Source organism: Shewanella sp. SG41-3 (assembly GCF_014164545.1).
In the GTDB taxonomy this organism is placed as follows: domain Bacteria; phylum Pseudomonadota; class Gammaproteobacteria; order Enterobacterales; family Shewanellaceae; genus Shewanella; species Shewanella vesiculosa.
In genome coordinates this window covers 88844-104846 of record NZ_JACJFJ010000007.1, presented here as the reverse complement: position 1 = coordinate 104846, position 16003 = coordinate 88844, and the positions used below count along the sequence as shown (strand labels likewise).

Sequence of the window (16003 nt, the reverse complement as noted above, 5' to 3'; positions counted from 1 at the left end):
GGTGTTATGTCTATAAAATTTAAGATCACCGACTCTGCTATGGTCGAACTAAATGATCACCTATTTCCTGGCGATGGAAAAGAAGCAGTAGCTTTTGTTCTTTGTGGTCACGTTATTGATGACAATGAAACGATATTGTTAGCCCATAAAGTAATTCCTCTGAGCTATGCTTCCTGTTCGGTTCGGAAGTATGATTATGTGCGGTGGCTCACTCAAGAGCTTGTTCCGATCCTTAATCAAGCTGAAAAAGAGAACTTAGCTGTTGTTAAAGTTCATTCTCATCCTAAAGGATACTCCCAGTTTTCTCGTGTAGATAATGAATCGGATAAAGAGCTATACCCAAGTATTTACAGTTGGTCTAAAAATACTTTGCCTAGTTTGTCCGCTATTTTGCTACCTAATAATGAATTGATAGTTAGGCATGTTTCTGAGTCAGGAATGTTTACGCCAGTTTCGGTCACTATTATTGGTGATGAAGTTCGCCACACTCCGGCTGAGTTTTCGTTATGCCGTGAAGTTTTAGGGTTTGAAGAAAGGAATCTGCAAGTGTTTGGTTCTAAAACTCGTGACACTTTAAGTCGGATGAAAATTGCTGTCATAGGGTGCTCAGGCACAGGTGCACCAGTTATTGAACAGCTAAATCGGTTAGGCGTCGGTGAATTAAAACTATTCGATCCTGATGTTGTAGAGCATAAAAATTTGAACAGGATAACTAACACAAAAATTGCTGATGCTGACGCTAAGAAGCTCAAAGTCTCATCCATAAAGGATACCTTGGATGAAATAGGGTTAAGTACAATAATATCGGCATTTCCTGAAAGTATCTTTGACGCCGAAATAGTCAAAGAAATAGCTGTTTGTGATTTCATATTTGGATGTGTAGATTCTGCTGAGGCCCGGTGTCTATTGAATAGGATTTCAACCTATTATTTGGTGCCTTATATTGATATTGGCATCTCTTTAGATGCTGATGGCAAAGGTGGGGTCAACAATATCAGTGGGAAAGTGGCTTACTTTCAGCCAGGGAAATCTGATCACATCACCAGACGATCAGTCCTCCTTTCCACGCTGGAAGCTGAAGCACTAAAAAGAAGCTCGCTTAAGACATATCAAGACAGGTTAAACGAAGGCTATATTAAGGGGGTTATTGAAAATAGCCCTGCAATTATTCCTGTTAATACTTACGCTTCATCGTTAGCTGTAATGGAGTTTCTAGCGAGAGTCCATGATTACAGAAATGAACCAAATAGCGGCTTTGCTGAGCAAGTTTTTTGCTTTGTAAATAATTTCTATGAAACTAAAAGTGAAATCAATTTCACTGCACCTTTTGGAATACATAAGTGTCTGGGGAGAGGGGATAAAGCTCTGCTATTAGATATGCCTGAATTTTTTGAAGAAGAGAGGGTCGCATGATCTTTACATTTATAAAGAAGGCTAGGGCATATTTCAAAAGGCTATTCGCTAAAGGTTACAAAGTTGAGTTTGTAGATGAAGAACCTGGTTTTGTGGATGATAAAATCATCTACATCATTGGTGAAGCAGATTTTTATGCAATTGCTGTTATGTTGTGCCCATGTGGCTGCAAAAGCCAAATTCACTTAAATCTGCTTCCAGGGAATAAGCCTACATGGTCGATTACGTCTCTGGATGGAGTACCAACCATTAAACCATCGGTTTGGAGAAAAGTTGGTTGTAAAAGCCACTTTTTTGTTCGTTCTGGACAAATTGTTTGGGCTAACGGTTAAGAAATACTCATAGTCAATTTCTCAAGAAAAAGGTTGTCATGAAAGTGACAACTTTTAACGAGTGAAACTGATAGTTCGATTTCTTGTTAAGCGTATTTAATTTGTGAAAGTTTATTATTGATAACAAGTCTATAAACACCAAACAGTCTAATGACATATATTAATTTAGGCGCGTTTAGTTACTAAAAAGGCGTTAGAACTATGGGTAGAAGATATCGAAGAAAAAATAATAGCACTCCGGTGGCTATCGTTGCAGATGTTGTACATATTGCATCGCGACTTCCATGGTGGGGAGCCTTGTTAACTGGTATTTTTTCATATTTTATTATCGCGATGGTGTTAGGTGGTTACCTTGAAAGCCATATAGCTTCACAAGCCGGTAGTAAATTTCATGTTATTACAGAAGTTAGACTTGGTCGTTTAGTTCATGTATGCCATTGGGTGGGTGTATCGTGCTTTATTGCAGGCTTATTTTTTACTGTCCGTAATTATGCTTTATCTCATCAGGCTCGTTTAAAAGAGCAAGGTATTGTAACTATCATCTCAAAGTTAATAGGTCGTAATGTTGATTGATAGTAAATTGTAGTGGCTTAGCTATTTTAGATTTGTGTAAATTTAATAAATTTTGAAAAGGAGTTCTTATGCCTGGAGCATTTGCCCATATTACGGCAGTAAATCTTGCATCATCAAACAATGACCTATCTAAATTGGATATGCCACAAAAGGCAAAATTGATACTTTCTAGAGAGAAAAGTTTTATGGAGTTAGGGTGTGTAAGCCCTGATTATCCTTATTTGAAAATCGGCGACAGTGAGCAGAATGAATGGGCTGATAAAATGCACTATGAAAGTGTAGATCTATTTATTAAAAAGCTTATTAACCTAACGAAGAAGTTATCAAATAAGGAACAGGAAAGGGCATTTGCATGGCTTTCTGGTTACGTAGCTCATGTTATTTGTGACATAACAGTTCATCCTGTGGTGCAATTAAGAGTTGGGCCTTATGAGCAAAATCAGAAAGAGCATCGGATATGTGAGATGAATCAGGACACCTATATCTGGGGGCGTCTTAACCTTGGTGACATTGGTTTAGCTGACCGTGTCAGATTGAATATTGGTTCTTGTATTGATTTAAATGATTCATCTAAGTTGGATGGTGTCATTCATGGTTTATGGTATGAGGCTTTAGAAGCAGTGTATCCAAATAAGTTTAGTTCTTCTCCTCCAGACATTCATTCGTGGCATAAAGGATTCCAGCTAGTTGTGGACAATGTTGATGAAGGGCATAGACTTTTTCCGTTTGCTCGTCATGTAGCGGCTTCAATTGGAATTCTTTATCCATCAATTGATGATCTTGATATGTCTTATATTCAAAACTTGAAGACTCCAAATGGGAGTATGGATTACGATGACATCTTTGATTTGGCGATAAAGAATGTTCAAAAATATTGGTGCTATTTGGCAAAAGCAGTTTTTGAAGATGGTGACGATAATATGTTTTTAAGTTGGAACTTAGATACAGGCCTTTCAGAAAATAAAACCCTTACCGCTTGGAGTTAACTGATGAAATTTATCGTATTTTTTGCATTGATGTTTTTATCCTTAAGCTGTTCTTGCACTGATAAATATGATGATGAGTCAATGTATGATTTAGCATCAAAGTTCAAGGATTTATCCCAAGCAGTCGATGGGCACCTTAAGTTCAGTGGTGAGCCAGTCGAAGATGGTGCTCAGTTATTGTCTGAAATATCAGAACGATATCCACACTTAATAGCTCCTTTTAAAGATTTTACGATAATGACAAAAATACAAAGTGGTAATGTAATTCTGCTACTTTGTGATGAAAATATCGCCCTTATTGAGGATGCTGGTTGCAATGGTAAATTGGACGTAAACCATTGGATAGATGCTAAAGCTGATAGTTGTGAATTTACTATTGATAGTGCTCTGCTCTGCCAATGATTTTGTCGTTGCTTAAATATTTGGTTATCGCATTAGATGAGCTTGATACCGTCTTGTAATTAAATCTATCCTAGAGAACTTCAATGATTATAAATCTAATTGAAAAGATAAAGTTTAATCGAAAGTATGGCAAAAGCCCTAATTATGATGAGCTATTCATTAATGAATGGCTAAAAGAACCTGAAGCATATTTCTTTGGATATTATGGAGCAAAACTCGAATGGACAACTGGGTACGGGATAGCACCATTAGAAGGCCTTCCTGATACTCATGGCTACAGCAGCTTTCCTGACATAAGATGTCAATATAAAGAATATAAATACTCACTCAAAATTGGAAATGTTGAAGGTATTTCAATGCATTCAGGCGGAACTGTGCGTATCAGGCATTTTGCTCTAAATGCAGATTTGACCAAAAATAAACTCGGTGAAAAATTTCTCAACTCTATCATCGAGTTCTTTAAATCTAAAAATGCAGTCATTATAGAGTTTCATGAAAGCCACAGTTCAAAAATTGCGCATTATAGGAAGTTTTTCAAGAGGCTAGGTATTCCAGAAGTTAAAGACAGGATCTGGCAGGTAGAGCTTTATAGTGGCAACAATATTCCTAAAAATGTTTTGTCTTTTCATGAAAAATTAAAGATAAAGTAGGGATATCGGAAGTCATGCAATCAACAAACTTGTGGTGGCTAATTGCTATCACCGGTTGAGACTTAATTGTATCCATAATTTAAACTCACTTTTGCTTTAAGGTGATCTACTAAAGAACAGAACCGTTATTGTAATAAAAGCTCATACTACGTGGACATTTATCGGAGAGCTTTCGATTTGTCAGACTATGATTATATTTTATGTCAAAGTATGGGTTGGGAATTTTGTTAAAGTATTGCTGTATAGGTATAATTATCTTTGTTCGAAAGTGTTGTAGGTTTTGTTTTACGGAGTGCCCAACATTGCAGCTCTTCAATAATAGGTTGAGTTGAACGATTACACTACACTCTTAGCAACACTGTACGATGGTGATAGTGCTCTCTAACTGGTGCAGCAGACGCTTTATCTGAAGTTGCTGCCTATCTCGCGTGTCACACAAGTGTTATTCAGATTGCGTCAATAAGGGATATGATAAAGAGTAAGATTTACACAGATTGTTACGCATAGCAGTGTTTATCATAAAAAAATTGTAGCATTAATAATAGTAAACACTACCATGCGTAATTTTTTAAGTTGTTAAAAATCATTGCCTTAGTGTTTTTTGTTTGTATTTTTTTTTAAAAGTAACGCATATACGTTACCTACTAATAATTAAAATAGTTACGCATCAATAAACTTTCTAAGTTATAAAACCTAAGATAAGCAAGTAAAGCTATAACTGCACAACCTTTAATATGTTGTTTCTTATCTAAAAATGTGTAGATGTCAAAAAAATAAAAACATAGTAACGCATATGCGTTACTATGTTTTAACTGTATCTGCCAAGGGTTGTGAAATGAAAGATTTAGAATTTAGTTGTGCCCTCTACTTAAAAGAATACTTCCAAGTAGGCCTCTTCGACCTATCTAAAGAGACTCCACCAGTTCCTATGCAGTTTAAAAACAAGCTAAAAGTAATACTTGGAAAATTGGGAGGGCTAAATTTCTATGTCGTATACACATATGACAACATCATCTTTGCTCAAGACAATCATTATATGTTTGACAAACTGTTAAGCAGACTTAACGAATACCCAATACTGTTTGTTATAGATGAATTAAAACGCTCAACAATTCTCCAACTAATTGAAAGAAAAATTGCACACATAGTTCCTTTTGAACGCTCTTACATACCAGAGTTAATGCTTCACCAAGACAAACCACCAAGAGAGAACATCAAACTATTTCCATCTGAGAGGTTGGGGATTTTACCTACGAACATAGTAGCTCGATTTATTGATGGTGCTATACCGCGAACATTTACTACTTCAGACATTCAGGTTGATGTCTCAAAAGCATCTATATCTAGAAGCATCAAGGAACTACAAAATGTAGGGATCATTGAAGCAAAAAAAATTGGTCGCGCTTATCAGATGAAGTTTTTACACAGCAGGCAAAAAATCTGGGAAGCAAGAGAATATATTTTGGCTAGTCTAGCCTCTGAAGTATATCAAGTGCCAAAAAGCTCCATTGAAGTGCCTACAGTACTCGCTGGGGAGTCAGCTTTATCGAGATATACATTGCTGAGTCCTCCGAGTATCCCTTGCTACGCTGTTGTAATGAATAATGACGACCGTAAAAACTTTGCCATAACTTCAAACACAATCAACAATATTTCCAAGTACTTAATAAAAGAGCGAAGAACTGGCTGGAAAGAGTTGCTGGAAGAAATAGAGCTACAAGTATTCCCTTACGCGCCAATGACGATGATGGTTCGAAATTGTGAAGTGATCTCACCTTTAATGCTTTCTCTAAGTGGCTATAAAAACAAAGAACCAAGAATTAAAACCAGCTTTGAAGAGCTAGACGACATGATCTTCGATAAGTTAGTTCGTTTAGATCAACAAGATTTTAAATAAGGAGTTTTAAAACAATGGATGCAAAACTTGAACACTTTAGTAAGGCTTTAATTGCACATCAAGACAAGTACATTCTTATTGGTGGTAACGCCTGTAGGCTGGTGTTTGAAAGCAAAGGTCAAGAGTTTCGTGAAACACAGGATCTAGACATTGTTCTTGTTATTGAAAACCTCACAGAAGACTTTGCCAAAGATCTATGGGCTTACTTAGATGCAGGTAAATACCAAGGTAAAAAGTTCCATCAAAGCAGTACATCTGGAAATGTATATCGATTCGTAATCCCTAAAGATGCCGAAACGCAGGACTCTTATCCTGAACAAATCGAACTATTCTCTAGAAAGCCTGATGATGTTGATCTGTTCGAAAAAGAGTATCGCACGCCAATCGAAACGGCTGAAGGAATCTCAAACTTCTCTGCGATTCTGGTTGATGATGACTACTATTCCTATTTGAGAGCGTCTGTCATTTCTATCGATACAGTCAACACTATCGATCATATGTGCCTCATTGTACTAAAAGCGAAAGCTTGGATTGGAAACAAAGAGTTATTTGCTCAAGATAAAATCAAAGAAGGTCATGTTCATAAACACCCTTTCGATATCTGTCGTCTACTCGCTCTATATGACGATGAAGAAGATGGTACACAACAAGTAGTCAGAAGTATCTACGTTGACTTGATGGCTGTCGTAGAAATGTTCAAATCTTCAGATGAGCAAAATTTACTTGAAAAAAACCGTGGAGAACAAGAATTACCAATCACTTATTCTGATGCTGCAGATATGTTATCTCAGGTCTTCCTAGTGAAAGAATAAACCTTCCGCTCAATAGCGACTGAAGATAGCCGCTATTGAACGTCCCATTACAGTAATTCTTCACTGTAGCAATACCTATCCTGAGTTGTATCATCAAAACTGTTATTAGGTTAAGTGAATTTGCCATACCGAAGGTAATTTACACTGATTGCTAACGTTCAGCTTTTAGCAAATCGTTTCTGTCCAAAAATGAGTTTGCAAGAGATATACTTTCAGTTGTAATAAAATGACAATTCATAATGATAGTCACTAAGCGTTGTTTCGATTTGTCAGACTATGGGTTTATTTTATGTCAAAGTATGGGTTAATCATTCAGCTAAGTGATTGTTATTTTATATGCGGTTATGTCAGTGTTTAGGTTCAGCGACATAGGTTATTACTATTGGCTTTAGATTACGAATCTTGATTTTGTTGAGTCTTTGAGGAAAGCTAACTGGCTTTTACCTCAAAAGACTCATCCAAATGTCGTTGGAACTCGGCAGGATATTCTTGCTTAGCAATATGCCTGCACTAGACCAATAAAACATGGTTACAAAATAAAGGTGGCGACTTTGTTACTCAAATCTGTCGCACGGTCTTTGAGCATTGTCGCTTGGTCTAAATGAGTCATCGCCGATGAAGTGATCTCATCAGTGACATCTTTTATCGCAACAGTATTTTTAGTTATTTCGTTCGTCACCTGTGTTTGCTCTTCTGCTGCTATGGCTATTTGACCCGCCATATCAGAAATCATATTGACCGCTTCAGTGATTTCTTCCAGAGCGTTTGCCGCAGCGTTAACATCATCAACACTGTTATTGGCTAATGTTTTACTACTGTCCATCAAGCAAACAGCTTGTTTGGTTGTGCTTTGTAAGGTTTCGATAGTGGTATAAATCTCTGCCGTTGAGTCTTGAGTCCGACGAGATAATACTCGCACTTCATCAGCCACTACGGCAAAACCACGACCTTGTTCACCCGCACGAGCAGCCTCAATGGCTGCATTTAATGCCAATAAGTTAGTTTGCTCAGCAATCCCTTGAATTGTTGTCAAAATGCTAGAGATGGCTTGTGCATGTAGGCTTAATTTACCAATGACGGTAGTGGTTTCATCTATTTCTGATGCCAACGAATTAATGGTCGTGCGAGTTTTATCAACTAAACCTTTACCTTGAATACTGCTTTGGGTTGACTGTTGCGCCGCCGCAGCAGTACTTTCAGCATTGGCTGCAATTTCATGGGTTGCGCATGACATTTCCGTCACTGCAGTCGCAACCATTGCGACTTCTTGCTGTTGGCGTTGTAGCTCATCAACACTTGTTTGATTTGTACGTAAACTCTGCTCTGCATCTAAATGCAGTTCGTGCGCCAGATGACGAATATGGCTGATCAGCTGATGTTGACTACTCACAAAGCGGTTAAAGTTATCGGCTAGCACCCCGACTTCATCCTGACTGTCGACAGTGATGCGTTGGGTTAAATCACCATTGCCGTCAGCGATGCGGGATAATGCTTGTGATACACGGCTTAATGGTGCAAGTAACAGGCTTAATAACCATGAAATTGATAACACACTGATAATCAGTACTAATACAGCCAATCCTAGTTGGGTAAACATTAAACTGGCAAGTGGTGCTTCTAGGGTTTGTTGGTCGAGTACAAAAACCAGTTGCCAATCAGTATTCGGTATCTCCTCGCTCCAGAGTAATTTATCTCTGCCTTCAGTATCAAAATAGACAGGTACTAATTTGCCTGTTTGACGACTTGATTGGATCAATTGACTGCTTAACTTATTATCAATAGACGTAATTTTGCCCATCAATTTATTTGCGTCTTTATAAGCAATCACAGTGCCGTCTTTATGCATCATGATGGCATAACCGTTGGCTGGCAGGGACATGCTGTTGACGCTATCGACTAAGCTAGCAATTGAAACATCGCCAGCAACTACGCCATTACTGGTCGGTTTAGCGATAGTGACGACCAATACATTAAAGGCGACATCTACGTAAGGTTTGGTAATAATTGTTTTACGTGCTTGTTGTGATTGATGGTACCAAGGACGCGATCTAGGATCATAGCCGGTACGATCAATACTCGGGTCTGAATCAATCATTATGCCATTATTGTTACCGAAATAGGTTAGCTGAAAATCGCCGGAGATTTTTGCTTGTTGCAAAGCATTAAGCGTATCACCTTCGACCTTAGTGGCAACTGAGCTGATGATCCGTTTACGATCAGACAACCATCCTTCAATTAGTTTTGCCTGTTGTTTACCCGATTCGCTTACCTGATTAACACTACTTTGCAGTAACGAGCTTTTTTGGGTTGAATAGCTGTGCCACGATAATAGTCCAATGACAACCGCAAGGGCGAGGACAACCGATAGTAATATCTTTTGCTTTAGTGAATATGACTTCATATGGGATGTTAATACTGTTTATTTAAATTGAGATACGAAAATAAATACAGCTTTGTGGTTGCTGAATTTAGAATATGAATTGAGATAAGGGAGAGTCATCTCAATCTTGCTTTTATTTTCGCACACATAATAAAGCAACAAAATTAAAATCAATGTATAACAATATTAATGTCGCTTTTGTCATGTTTATAAAATATTCACTGATTCTGAATGTTAATTTTTAATTTAAAATTCTATTAATGTAAATATAAAAAAGACATATAAATCCAACTTGTATTTTTTTTGTTTAAAGTATTCACATCTAGTGTATTTATACTAAAAAGGCTTTAAATCTGTTTATCAGGATAAATTGATATTTATCCATTACTGTAGCTTGCGGTCATAAGCATACTATTACAGATTGCTATTAATCGCTAAGTCTAGCAAAAGCTACTTATTGCTGAACACAGCACAGTCACGACCTTGTCCCTTTGCGAGATAAAGTGCCTCGTCTGCGCGTTGAAGCCAAGTATCAGCTGTTGTACCCGGTACCCATGGGGCAACGCCAAATGACACGGTTATTTCTTTACCATCTGGTGTTTTCAATTCTTGCTTAATCGCCGTTTTAAGATTATCAATAAACACATGTTGATCACTCATATTGGGAATTAATAATACAAACTCTTCGCCCCCGAACCGATAAAGTCGATCGTATTTACCAATATGTGAGGTGGTGATAGTTACAAAATCTTTTAGTACTTGGTCTCCAACAGCATGGCCGAACTTGTCATTGACTGTTTTAAAGTAATCTAAATCTAGAATAGCCAATAATTGCTCAATACCATTATTTTCTGCATTAGATAAAGCCGCTTTTATATCTGAGCTCATGGCGCGGCGATTAAATGCGCCAGTGAGTTCATCAATAGTGTTGAGCTTTTTTAGTAAGAGAAACTGCTTCACGCCATGACTGGCATGAATAAATGCACTCATTGATAACATCAAGATTGTTATAACAAAGGAGTTTAATGAAATTGTATTAAAAATATCAGACAGGGCCACCATAGCAACGCCAGCGACGAAATTAATACATAAGGCCTCAAGCGGTCTGACTAGAATAAAAGTACTTGCGAAGACAGGATAAACCCACAAAAAACTGTCGATTCCATTCGCTATCACTATGGCTACAACACCGGTATTAATAAATACCGCTGCTATTGCGCTTACTATGCGGATTTTTTTAGAGAAATATGCATAAGCGACCAATGCGACTATGCCTAGTATGAGCGTTATATCAATACTAGCAGCAATAAAGTTACCATCGAGGTAACGTATTACTACAAATGGAAAAACACCCATTATAGCCACAGTACCCAGTAGCAAAAATAATGACAGTTGATATTTTTGCTGTAGTTGATTGATCATAATGCTCTCGCAGTAAAATGAATGATTATTCTTATCAGGCTACATATTACCAAGTGGAAATCTTTTTTACTTGAAAATATGTCAGCAGCAATCTGTTTACATAAAAATGCTATCCAATTGAGATTCAATGCTGATGCCTAGATACATGTCTGTTTCTGTCACTTTACTGTTCGGTGAGGTTAGCAACGTCATTGGGAATGATATAACCAAGCTAGGCCACACTCAGCTGTTAACGATAATTTAAGGCGATAATAAATGAGCAGGGGTATTCAAATTATTCTGCTTTAGTGATTTAGAAAACTGATTATTAAGCCTATATTTGAGCGGTTGCCCGCTAACTATTATCGACATTGTCTATCAGAATGCTTGTTCTATATTGTCGGTATAAATACCACCTGAATGTCATCTGGGCGATATTTGGCCACAATTAAATTACAGCTATGAATAATAGTTAAAATGGATGATTATCGTTTATTCAAGCCGACATTTTGAGCATAATCGTGCAGAGTGAAATCGGATAAAGACTTTTATAGTGACGAATAAACGTGCGCTAAAGCGGCAAATGTTTAGTGAAAAAATACCGTCTACTTCAATCTGAAATAGCCGGTATTTTTTACTTCTCGTTTAAGGTTATTTACTCATAGTTTGCTACTAGGTTTACCCCCGAATAGTTAGTGTAACCTCTTAGCATCACATGATAAGTCGTTTCAACCGTTGGGGTGAAAGAACAGCTTTCATTGTTACCATTTTTGTAGGGACGACAATCAAAACTGCCTGTGGTCGGTTGTGTGCCGGCTTTGACGTATATATCGGCATCACCGCTACCACCACTCATGGTCACATTGAGAGTGTTATTAGCTGGTACGACGACCTTATAAAAGGTTTGTGAACTGCTTGCACCGCTTAATCCTGTTCTTGGAACACCATTAGCAAGACAATCACTGTCTGTACAACTACTTCCGCCACCTAGATTGTAGTCCGCAGTAAGGTTAGCATTAGCGAAGGCTGAGTAACCTTGGATCATAACGTACCATTTACCAGCAGCAGGATTAGTGAAGTCGCAGCTTTCATTATTACCATTTTGAAATGGACGACATTGATAGCTGTTAATGGTCGGTTTAACCCCTTGGCTGACATACATATCGGCATCACCAGAACCACCTGCTAAGGTAACCGCAAGGCTGGTTGCATTGGTTGGCACATCAATGAAATAGTAACTTGTTGAGCCCTGACCCCCGCTTATTGCAATAGCTTGACCATCAAGAAGTTCAGTATCAGAAGGCGGCGGAGGACAGTTATCGCCACAACCACCATCGCTATCCAGTGAGAACAGCAGTGAATTTGGCGATCCAGTTTTTGCATCAGATACCTTACCGCTACTTGCTCTTGTCGCCAGCAAGTTAGTCACTTGTGTTGGAGTCATACTGGGGGTTTCATTAAGATATAGCGCAGCAACCCCCGCAACATGTGGCGCGGCCATTGAAGTACCACTAATGGTGTTAGTTGCACTGTTTGAAGTGTACCAAGCCGAGGTGATGCTTGAGCCTGGGGCATAAATATCAAGACAAGTACCATAGTTTGAAAAGCTTGAGCGTGAATCAGAGCTGGTTGTTGATCCCACAGTAATCGCATCGGCGGCACGAGCTGGAGAGTAATTACAAGCATTGCTATTGTCATTACCTGCAGCAACCACAAAACTAATCCCTGCAGCAACCGCAGCATTAACGGCATCATCTGTTGCTTGTGATGCACCACCACCTAGGCTCATGTTGGCTACAGAAGGACCAGAGGCATTATTTTTGACCCAATTAATGCCTGCAATCACTCCAGAGTTACTGCCTGAACCACTACAACTGAGTACCCGTACCCCAACAATATTGACATTTTTTGCTACCCCATAGCTGGCACCACCGATTGTGCCCGCAACATGAGTACCATGGCCATTACAGTCTGTGGTATCTGAGTCGTTATCGATAAAGTCATATCCACTGGTGGCTCGTCCACCAAATTCATTATGGCTATTGAGTACCCCTGTATCGATAATATAGGCGGTGACCCCCGTACCATCATAATCGTAATGGTAGTTGTTATCGAAAGGCAGATCTCGCTGATCTATTCTGTCTAAGCCCCACGTTGGACTGCCTTGATCGCTACTGGCAGACATAATAGGGGAGATCGACATCATTTGATCTTGTTCTATGTATTTAATTTTAGGGTCATCTTGAAGTTCAGCGATCTGCTTGGCATTGGCTTTAATCAATACGCCATTTAGTGCGTTACCGAAGTTTTTCACCACGCTAATATTGTAATCATTAGCGAGAATGTTGGCTTGTTGAGTGGAAAAATTAGCCAACGCGGATGTATCTTGTAGATTTAAAATACTCGGGGTATTAAAGACCACTATATAGGTATCTTTAATGGCTTTGTTACTGTTCACAGGAAGTAATTGTGCTGCTTGGGATTGCATTGGAAGTGTGCTCAGGGCTGCCAATACTGCGAGGGCTATTTTATGTTTGTGTTCCATACGATTCTCCATTTTTTTTATAGTCTCCATAAACGACGAGACCTCTAAAAAGTAGGATATGCAGCCATATTTTTATTAAAAATGGTTTGATTAGGAAATGACAAATGATTATCAATTGTAACTATTTAGTTACATCTCGAGCTTAAAATACCTTATTAGGATAAACGCTGTAAAAAAAGTCTTAGTACAAAAGTAGGTGGCAACGAAATACTCAAAAAATATCAATAATGACAATGAATTGCTTATTATGGTTTAGTATTCTGATGTTAAATTTTTTCAGTTAGCTTGAAATTTGTCAGCCTTTAGGTTGAGTAAGTTTTTATGCCGTCATACATAAGTTGTAAATGTATCGTTTTGTGAAATCTTTTACACTTAATAACATAACGTCGCCTGCTTACTCTCAAATTTGTCATCCTAAAGTTGTGGACTTAGTGATACTCAGTCGGTAACTTTCAGCCCGAATCATTTTTATCTAGGCTTAACTTATCACTTTGATTTTATATTAAGCGGATCGTATAAAAGTTTACTGACTTTATTGAATGACTAACTTATGCAGTAATAACTGCTAAAGAAAAGCTACTCGAATGAGTAGCTTTTTTGTAACGCATTGACTAGGTAAAAGTATAAGGTGCTTTAATTATTTAACATGACTTGGTTTGATTTCGAAATATTCAGATTTCTGATTAAACCGTCGTAGTCATCATTTTGGATGTCACCGACAGTCATCTGAATATTGCTATTAAGTCCTGATCTTTGTAAATTTTCGGGACGGTTAGCGATATCTTCAGCTGTTAGTGGATATGCTTCACTAGCATCAATATTAAATTGACTCGAATCGATAGCGGTAAACTTACCACTAATAGGCGCACCATGTTGTCTACTAATATTAGCCAATATCCATTCGAAATTGTTTTTACTGTTTGCGGAGTTAACTGCAGTAGGCCAATCCCATACACCGTAACCGTTAATATCCTGATGAAGATATTGATCAACTAAGGCTTCTGGCCCATTAAGATTATTCGCATTCGCTCCACCAAAAGTATAAGGGAAGTTAGGTCTATTTGTCGGATGATCAATATGCGCATTACCACCCCATTTTAAGAAGTTCTCATATTTTATATCGTACATCATAAATAAACTGGAGGTATAAGGAACATCCGCCTTTTGTTTAAATAGGGTGATTGATATATAGCGTTTACTACGAGGCGGCATCATTGCTCGATATTGTGCTTGGCTAGAAATCGTTGTACTTTTGCCGTCGGTTTCACTCCAGCCTTGGCTGGCAGAAAATTCGGCGCTGATTTCAGAACTCGCTCCGCCAATTCCAGGAATACCCACTTCGTATTTATTGGTGACACCAATTTTTTCGGAGAAGGAGAAATTATCGGTTTTGGACCAGCTAGTGGTGTAGTCATAATTTAGGGTGGCTACACCGGTATCTTCGGTGTCTCCCCAGTTGTAAATCACCACGGGAGCAGTATAAATCGCTTCGCGATCATAAACTTGAGGAGAACCTAACCGTAAGTCTTGAGGGTTAGTTACAAAATGTATATTTTGTAAATTAACCTTCAAACGCTCACTTGAGCGGTAGCCGCCAGCATGTGGATCATTGCTATTATAGCGTGCTTTGAGACTATACTCGTTGCCCGATTCTCTTCTTACTTCTATATCCTGACCAACATACTGTGATGCGGTACCACCAGCCCAAGCATACCCAAGGTGATGACCTAGGGAGAATAGTGAGCTGATAAACGATGGGTTAGAAATAACATCATTTTTAAGTGAATCAAGGTCAGGGGCGGCGTGCTCTACCATAGACAGTTTTGGAATAGTATTAGGGATAGCAGCTTCCACAAAGTAAGAGGTTGCTCCTAGAGCAGTTAAACAGGATAAGGTTAATATTTTTATATTTGATTTTGTTCTCATGATTATTCCTTTATTTTAATTAAAAGTGTCCTTCATTGAGCGCGCAAATAGATATTATATGTACTCAGGAAACATATAATTAATCATTACTACTATGCGCATTTAAAAGCTAACACTTTTATATTTTTTAAACAAAATAAAAATATATTAAATCTAAAGTTGTTTTGTTATTGTTAAATATGTTAATTAGTGTGGTTTATAAATTGATTCCGCTTTATTTTAATAGTGTATTTACTTTATTTTTAATGATTTATTAACGCTGTAATTAGTATGTTTACTTTAAAGTAAATTTTATTCTATATTAAATAATACGGCGTGCTTAATATCTTAGGTAATATAATCGATTTAACTCATTAAACAATATGATGTGTTATATGAATTTAATAGCATGGCATACTTAATATGTTAATTGTCATGGTTTACTTATCTATTTTAAGAGAAGGCTATAGTAGTAGCATAAGTAGGGTAATATATTGATAGGTTTTCTAATATTATCTAAATAAGTCTTTTATTATTTATCTTCGTTTAGTGACGAAAGTTTATAAGAGTATATATTGCCGTTGAAAATCGCAGCGACGATAGCTAATAGGTCACTGCGAATTATAATAATCCAATACCTTACCTTAAAATACCTACCACATTAATAAACAGCTTGATCCACACAGCCATAATCACTGAACTAGCGA

Annotated in this window: 12 protein-coding genes; 8 read left to right on the top strand and 4 right to left on the bottom strand. The window is 37.7% G+C overall.

The window, feature by feature from the left end; all coding sequences use genetic code 11:
• Positions 1-6 precede the first annotated feature (6 nt).
• From H5164_RS14555 to H5164_RS14520, 8 genes are all read left to right on the top strand, one after another.
• Positions 7-1413: a ThiF family adenylyltransferase gene (locus H5164_RS14555; protein WP_182756835.1), complete on the top strand. Its 1407-nt coding sequence runs from the start codon at positions 7-9 to the stop codon at positions 1411-1413.
• On the top strand, positions 1410-1745 hold the full coding sequence (locus H5164_RS14550; RefSeq protein WP_182756833.1) for a DUF6527 family protein: 336 nt from the start codon (positions 1410-1412) through the stop codon (positions 1743-1745). Before H5164_RS14555 ends, H5164_RS14550 begins: the two co-directional genes overlap by 4 nt.
• A gap of 201 nt (positions 1746-1946) precedes the next feature.
• A complete protein-coding gene (locus H5164_RS14545; RefSeq protein ID WP_182756831.1) occupies positions 1947-2318 on the top strand; it encodes a hypothetical protein in 372 nt (123 codons plus the stop codon).
• A 68-nt stretch (positions 2319-2386) separates the two neighbouring features.
• Positions 2387-3304: a zinc dependent phospholipase C family protein gene (locus tag H5164_RS14540; RefSeq protein WP_182756829.1), complete on the top strand. Its 918-nt coding sequence runs from the start codon at positions 2387-2389 to the stop codon at positions 3302-3304.
• Between the two features lie 3 nt (positions 3305-3307).
• Positions 3308-3706 (top strand): hypothetical protein, encoded by a 399-nt coding sequence (locus H5164_RS14535; RefSeq protein ID WP_182756827.1) that lies wholly within the window; start codon positions 3308-3310, stop codon positions 3704-3706.
• A gap of 83 nt (positions 3707-3789) precedes the next feature.
• Positions 3790-4356, top strand: coding sequence for a hypothetical protein (locus H5164_RS14530; protein WP_182756825.1), 567 nt, complete (start codon positions 3790-3792; stop codon positions 4354-4356).
• A gap of 835 nt (positions 4357-5191) precedes the next feature.
• Entirely contained in the window at positions 5192-6253 is a 1062-nt protein-coding gene (locus H5164_RS14525) for a hypothetical protein (RefSeq protein ID WP_182756823.1), read from the top strand.
• A gap of 14 nt (positions 6254-6267) precedes the next feature.
• Entirely contained in the window at positions 6268-7065 is a 798-nt protein-coding gene (locus tag H5164_RS14520) for a hypothetical protein (RefSeq protein ID WP_182756821.1), read from the top strand.
• A gap of 529 nt (positions 7066-7594) precedes the next feature.
• Here H5164_RS14520 and H5164_RS14515 read toward each other — a convergent pair.
• The 4 genes from H5164_RS14515 to H5164_RS14500 form a co-directional block, all read right to left on the bottom strand.
• Complete coding sequence (locus tag H5164_RS14515) at positions 7595-9466, bottom strand: methyl-accepting chemotaxis protein (protein WP_182756819.1); 1872 nt, start codon at positions 9464-9466, stop codon at positions 7595-7597.
• Positions 9467-9895: 429 nt separating this feature from the next.
• On the bottom strand, positions 9896-10867 hold the full coding sequence (locus tag H5164_RS14510) for a GGDEF domain-containing protein (RefSeq protein WP_182756817.1): 972 nt from the start codon (positions 10865-10867) through the stop codon (positions 9896-9898).
• A 634-nt stretch (positions 10868-11501) separates the two neighbouring features.
• Positions 11502-13391 (bottom strand): S8 family peptidase, encoded by a 1890-nt coding sequence (locus H5164_RS14505; RefSeq protein WP_182756815.1) that lies wholly within the window; start codon positions 13389-13391, stop codon positions 11502-11504.
• A 633-nt stretch (positions 13392-14024) separates the two neighbouring features.
• Entirely contained in the window at positions 14025-15317 is a 1293-nt protein-coding gene (locus H5164_RS14500) for an aerolysin family beta-barrel pore-forming toxin (protein WP_182756813.1), read from the bottom strand.
• Positions 15318-16003 lie beyond the last annotated feature (686 nt).

Coding starts and splice junctions, on each gene's coding strand:
- H5164_RS14545 (WP_182756831.1), top strand. CDS start 1,947: ATGGGTAGAAGATATCGAAGAAAAAATAATAGCACTCCGGTGGCTATC.
- H5164_RS14535 (WP_182756827.1), top strand. CDS start 3,308: ATGAAATTTATCGTATTTTTTGCATTGATGTTTTTATCCTTAAGCTGT.
- H5164_RS14500 (WP_182756813.1), bottom strand. CDS start 15,317: ATGAGAACAAAATCAAATATAAAAATATTAACCTTATCCTGTTTAACT.
- H5164_RS14515 (WP_182756819.1), bottom strand. CDS start 9,466: ATGAAGTCATATTCACTAAAGCAAAAGATATTACTATCGGTTGTCCTC.
- H5164_RS14525 (WP_182756823.1), top strand. CDS start 5,192: ATGAAAGATTTAGAATTTAGTTGTGCCCTCTACTTAAAAGAATACTTC.
- H5164_RS14540 (WP_182756829.1), top strand. CDS start 2,387: ATGCCTGGAGCATTTGCCCATATTACGGCAGTAAATCTTGCATCATCA.
- H5164_RS14530 (WP_182756825.1), top strand. CDS start 3,790: ATGATTATAAATCTAATTGAAAAGATAAAGTTTAATCGAAAGTATGGC.
- H5164_RS14510 (WP_182756817.1), bottom strand. CDS start 10,867: ATGATCAATCAACTACAGCAAAAATATCAACTGTCATTATTTTTGCTA.
- H5164_RS14555 (WP_182756835.1), top strand. CDS start 7: ATGTCTATAAAATTTAAGATCACCGACTCTGCTATGGTCGAACTAAAT.
- H5164_RS14505 (WP_182756815.1), bottom strand. CDS start 13,391: ATGGAACACAAACATAAAATAGCCCTCGCAGTATTGGCAGCCCTGAGC.
- H5164_RS14550 (WP_182756833.1), top strand. CDS start 1,410: ATGATCTTTACATTTATAAAGAAGGCTAGGGCATATTTCAAAAGGCTA.
- H5164_RS14520 (WP_182756821.1), top strand. CDS start 6,268: ATGGATGCAAAACTTGAACACTTTAGTAAGGCTTTAATTGCACATCAA.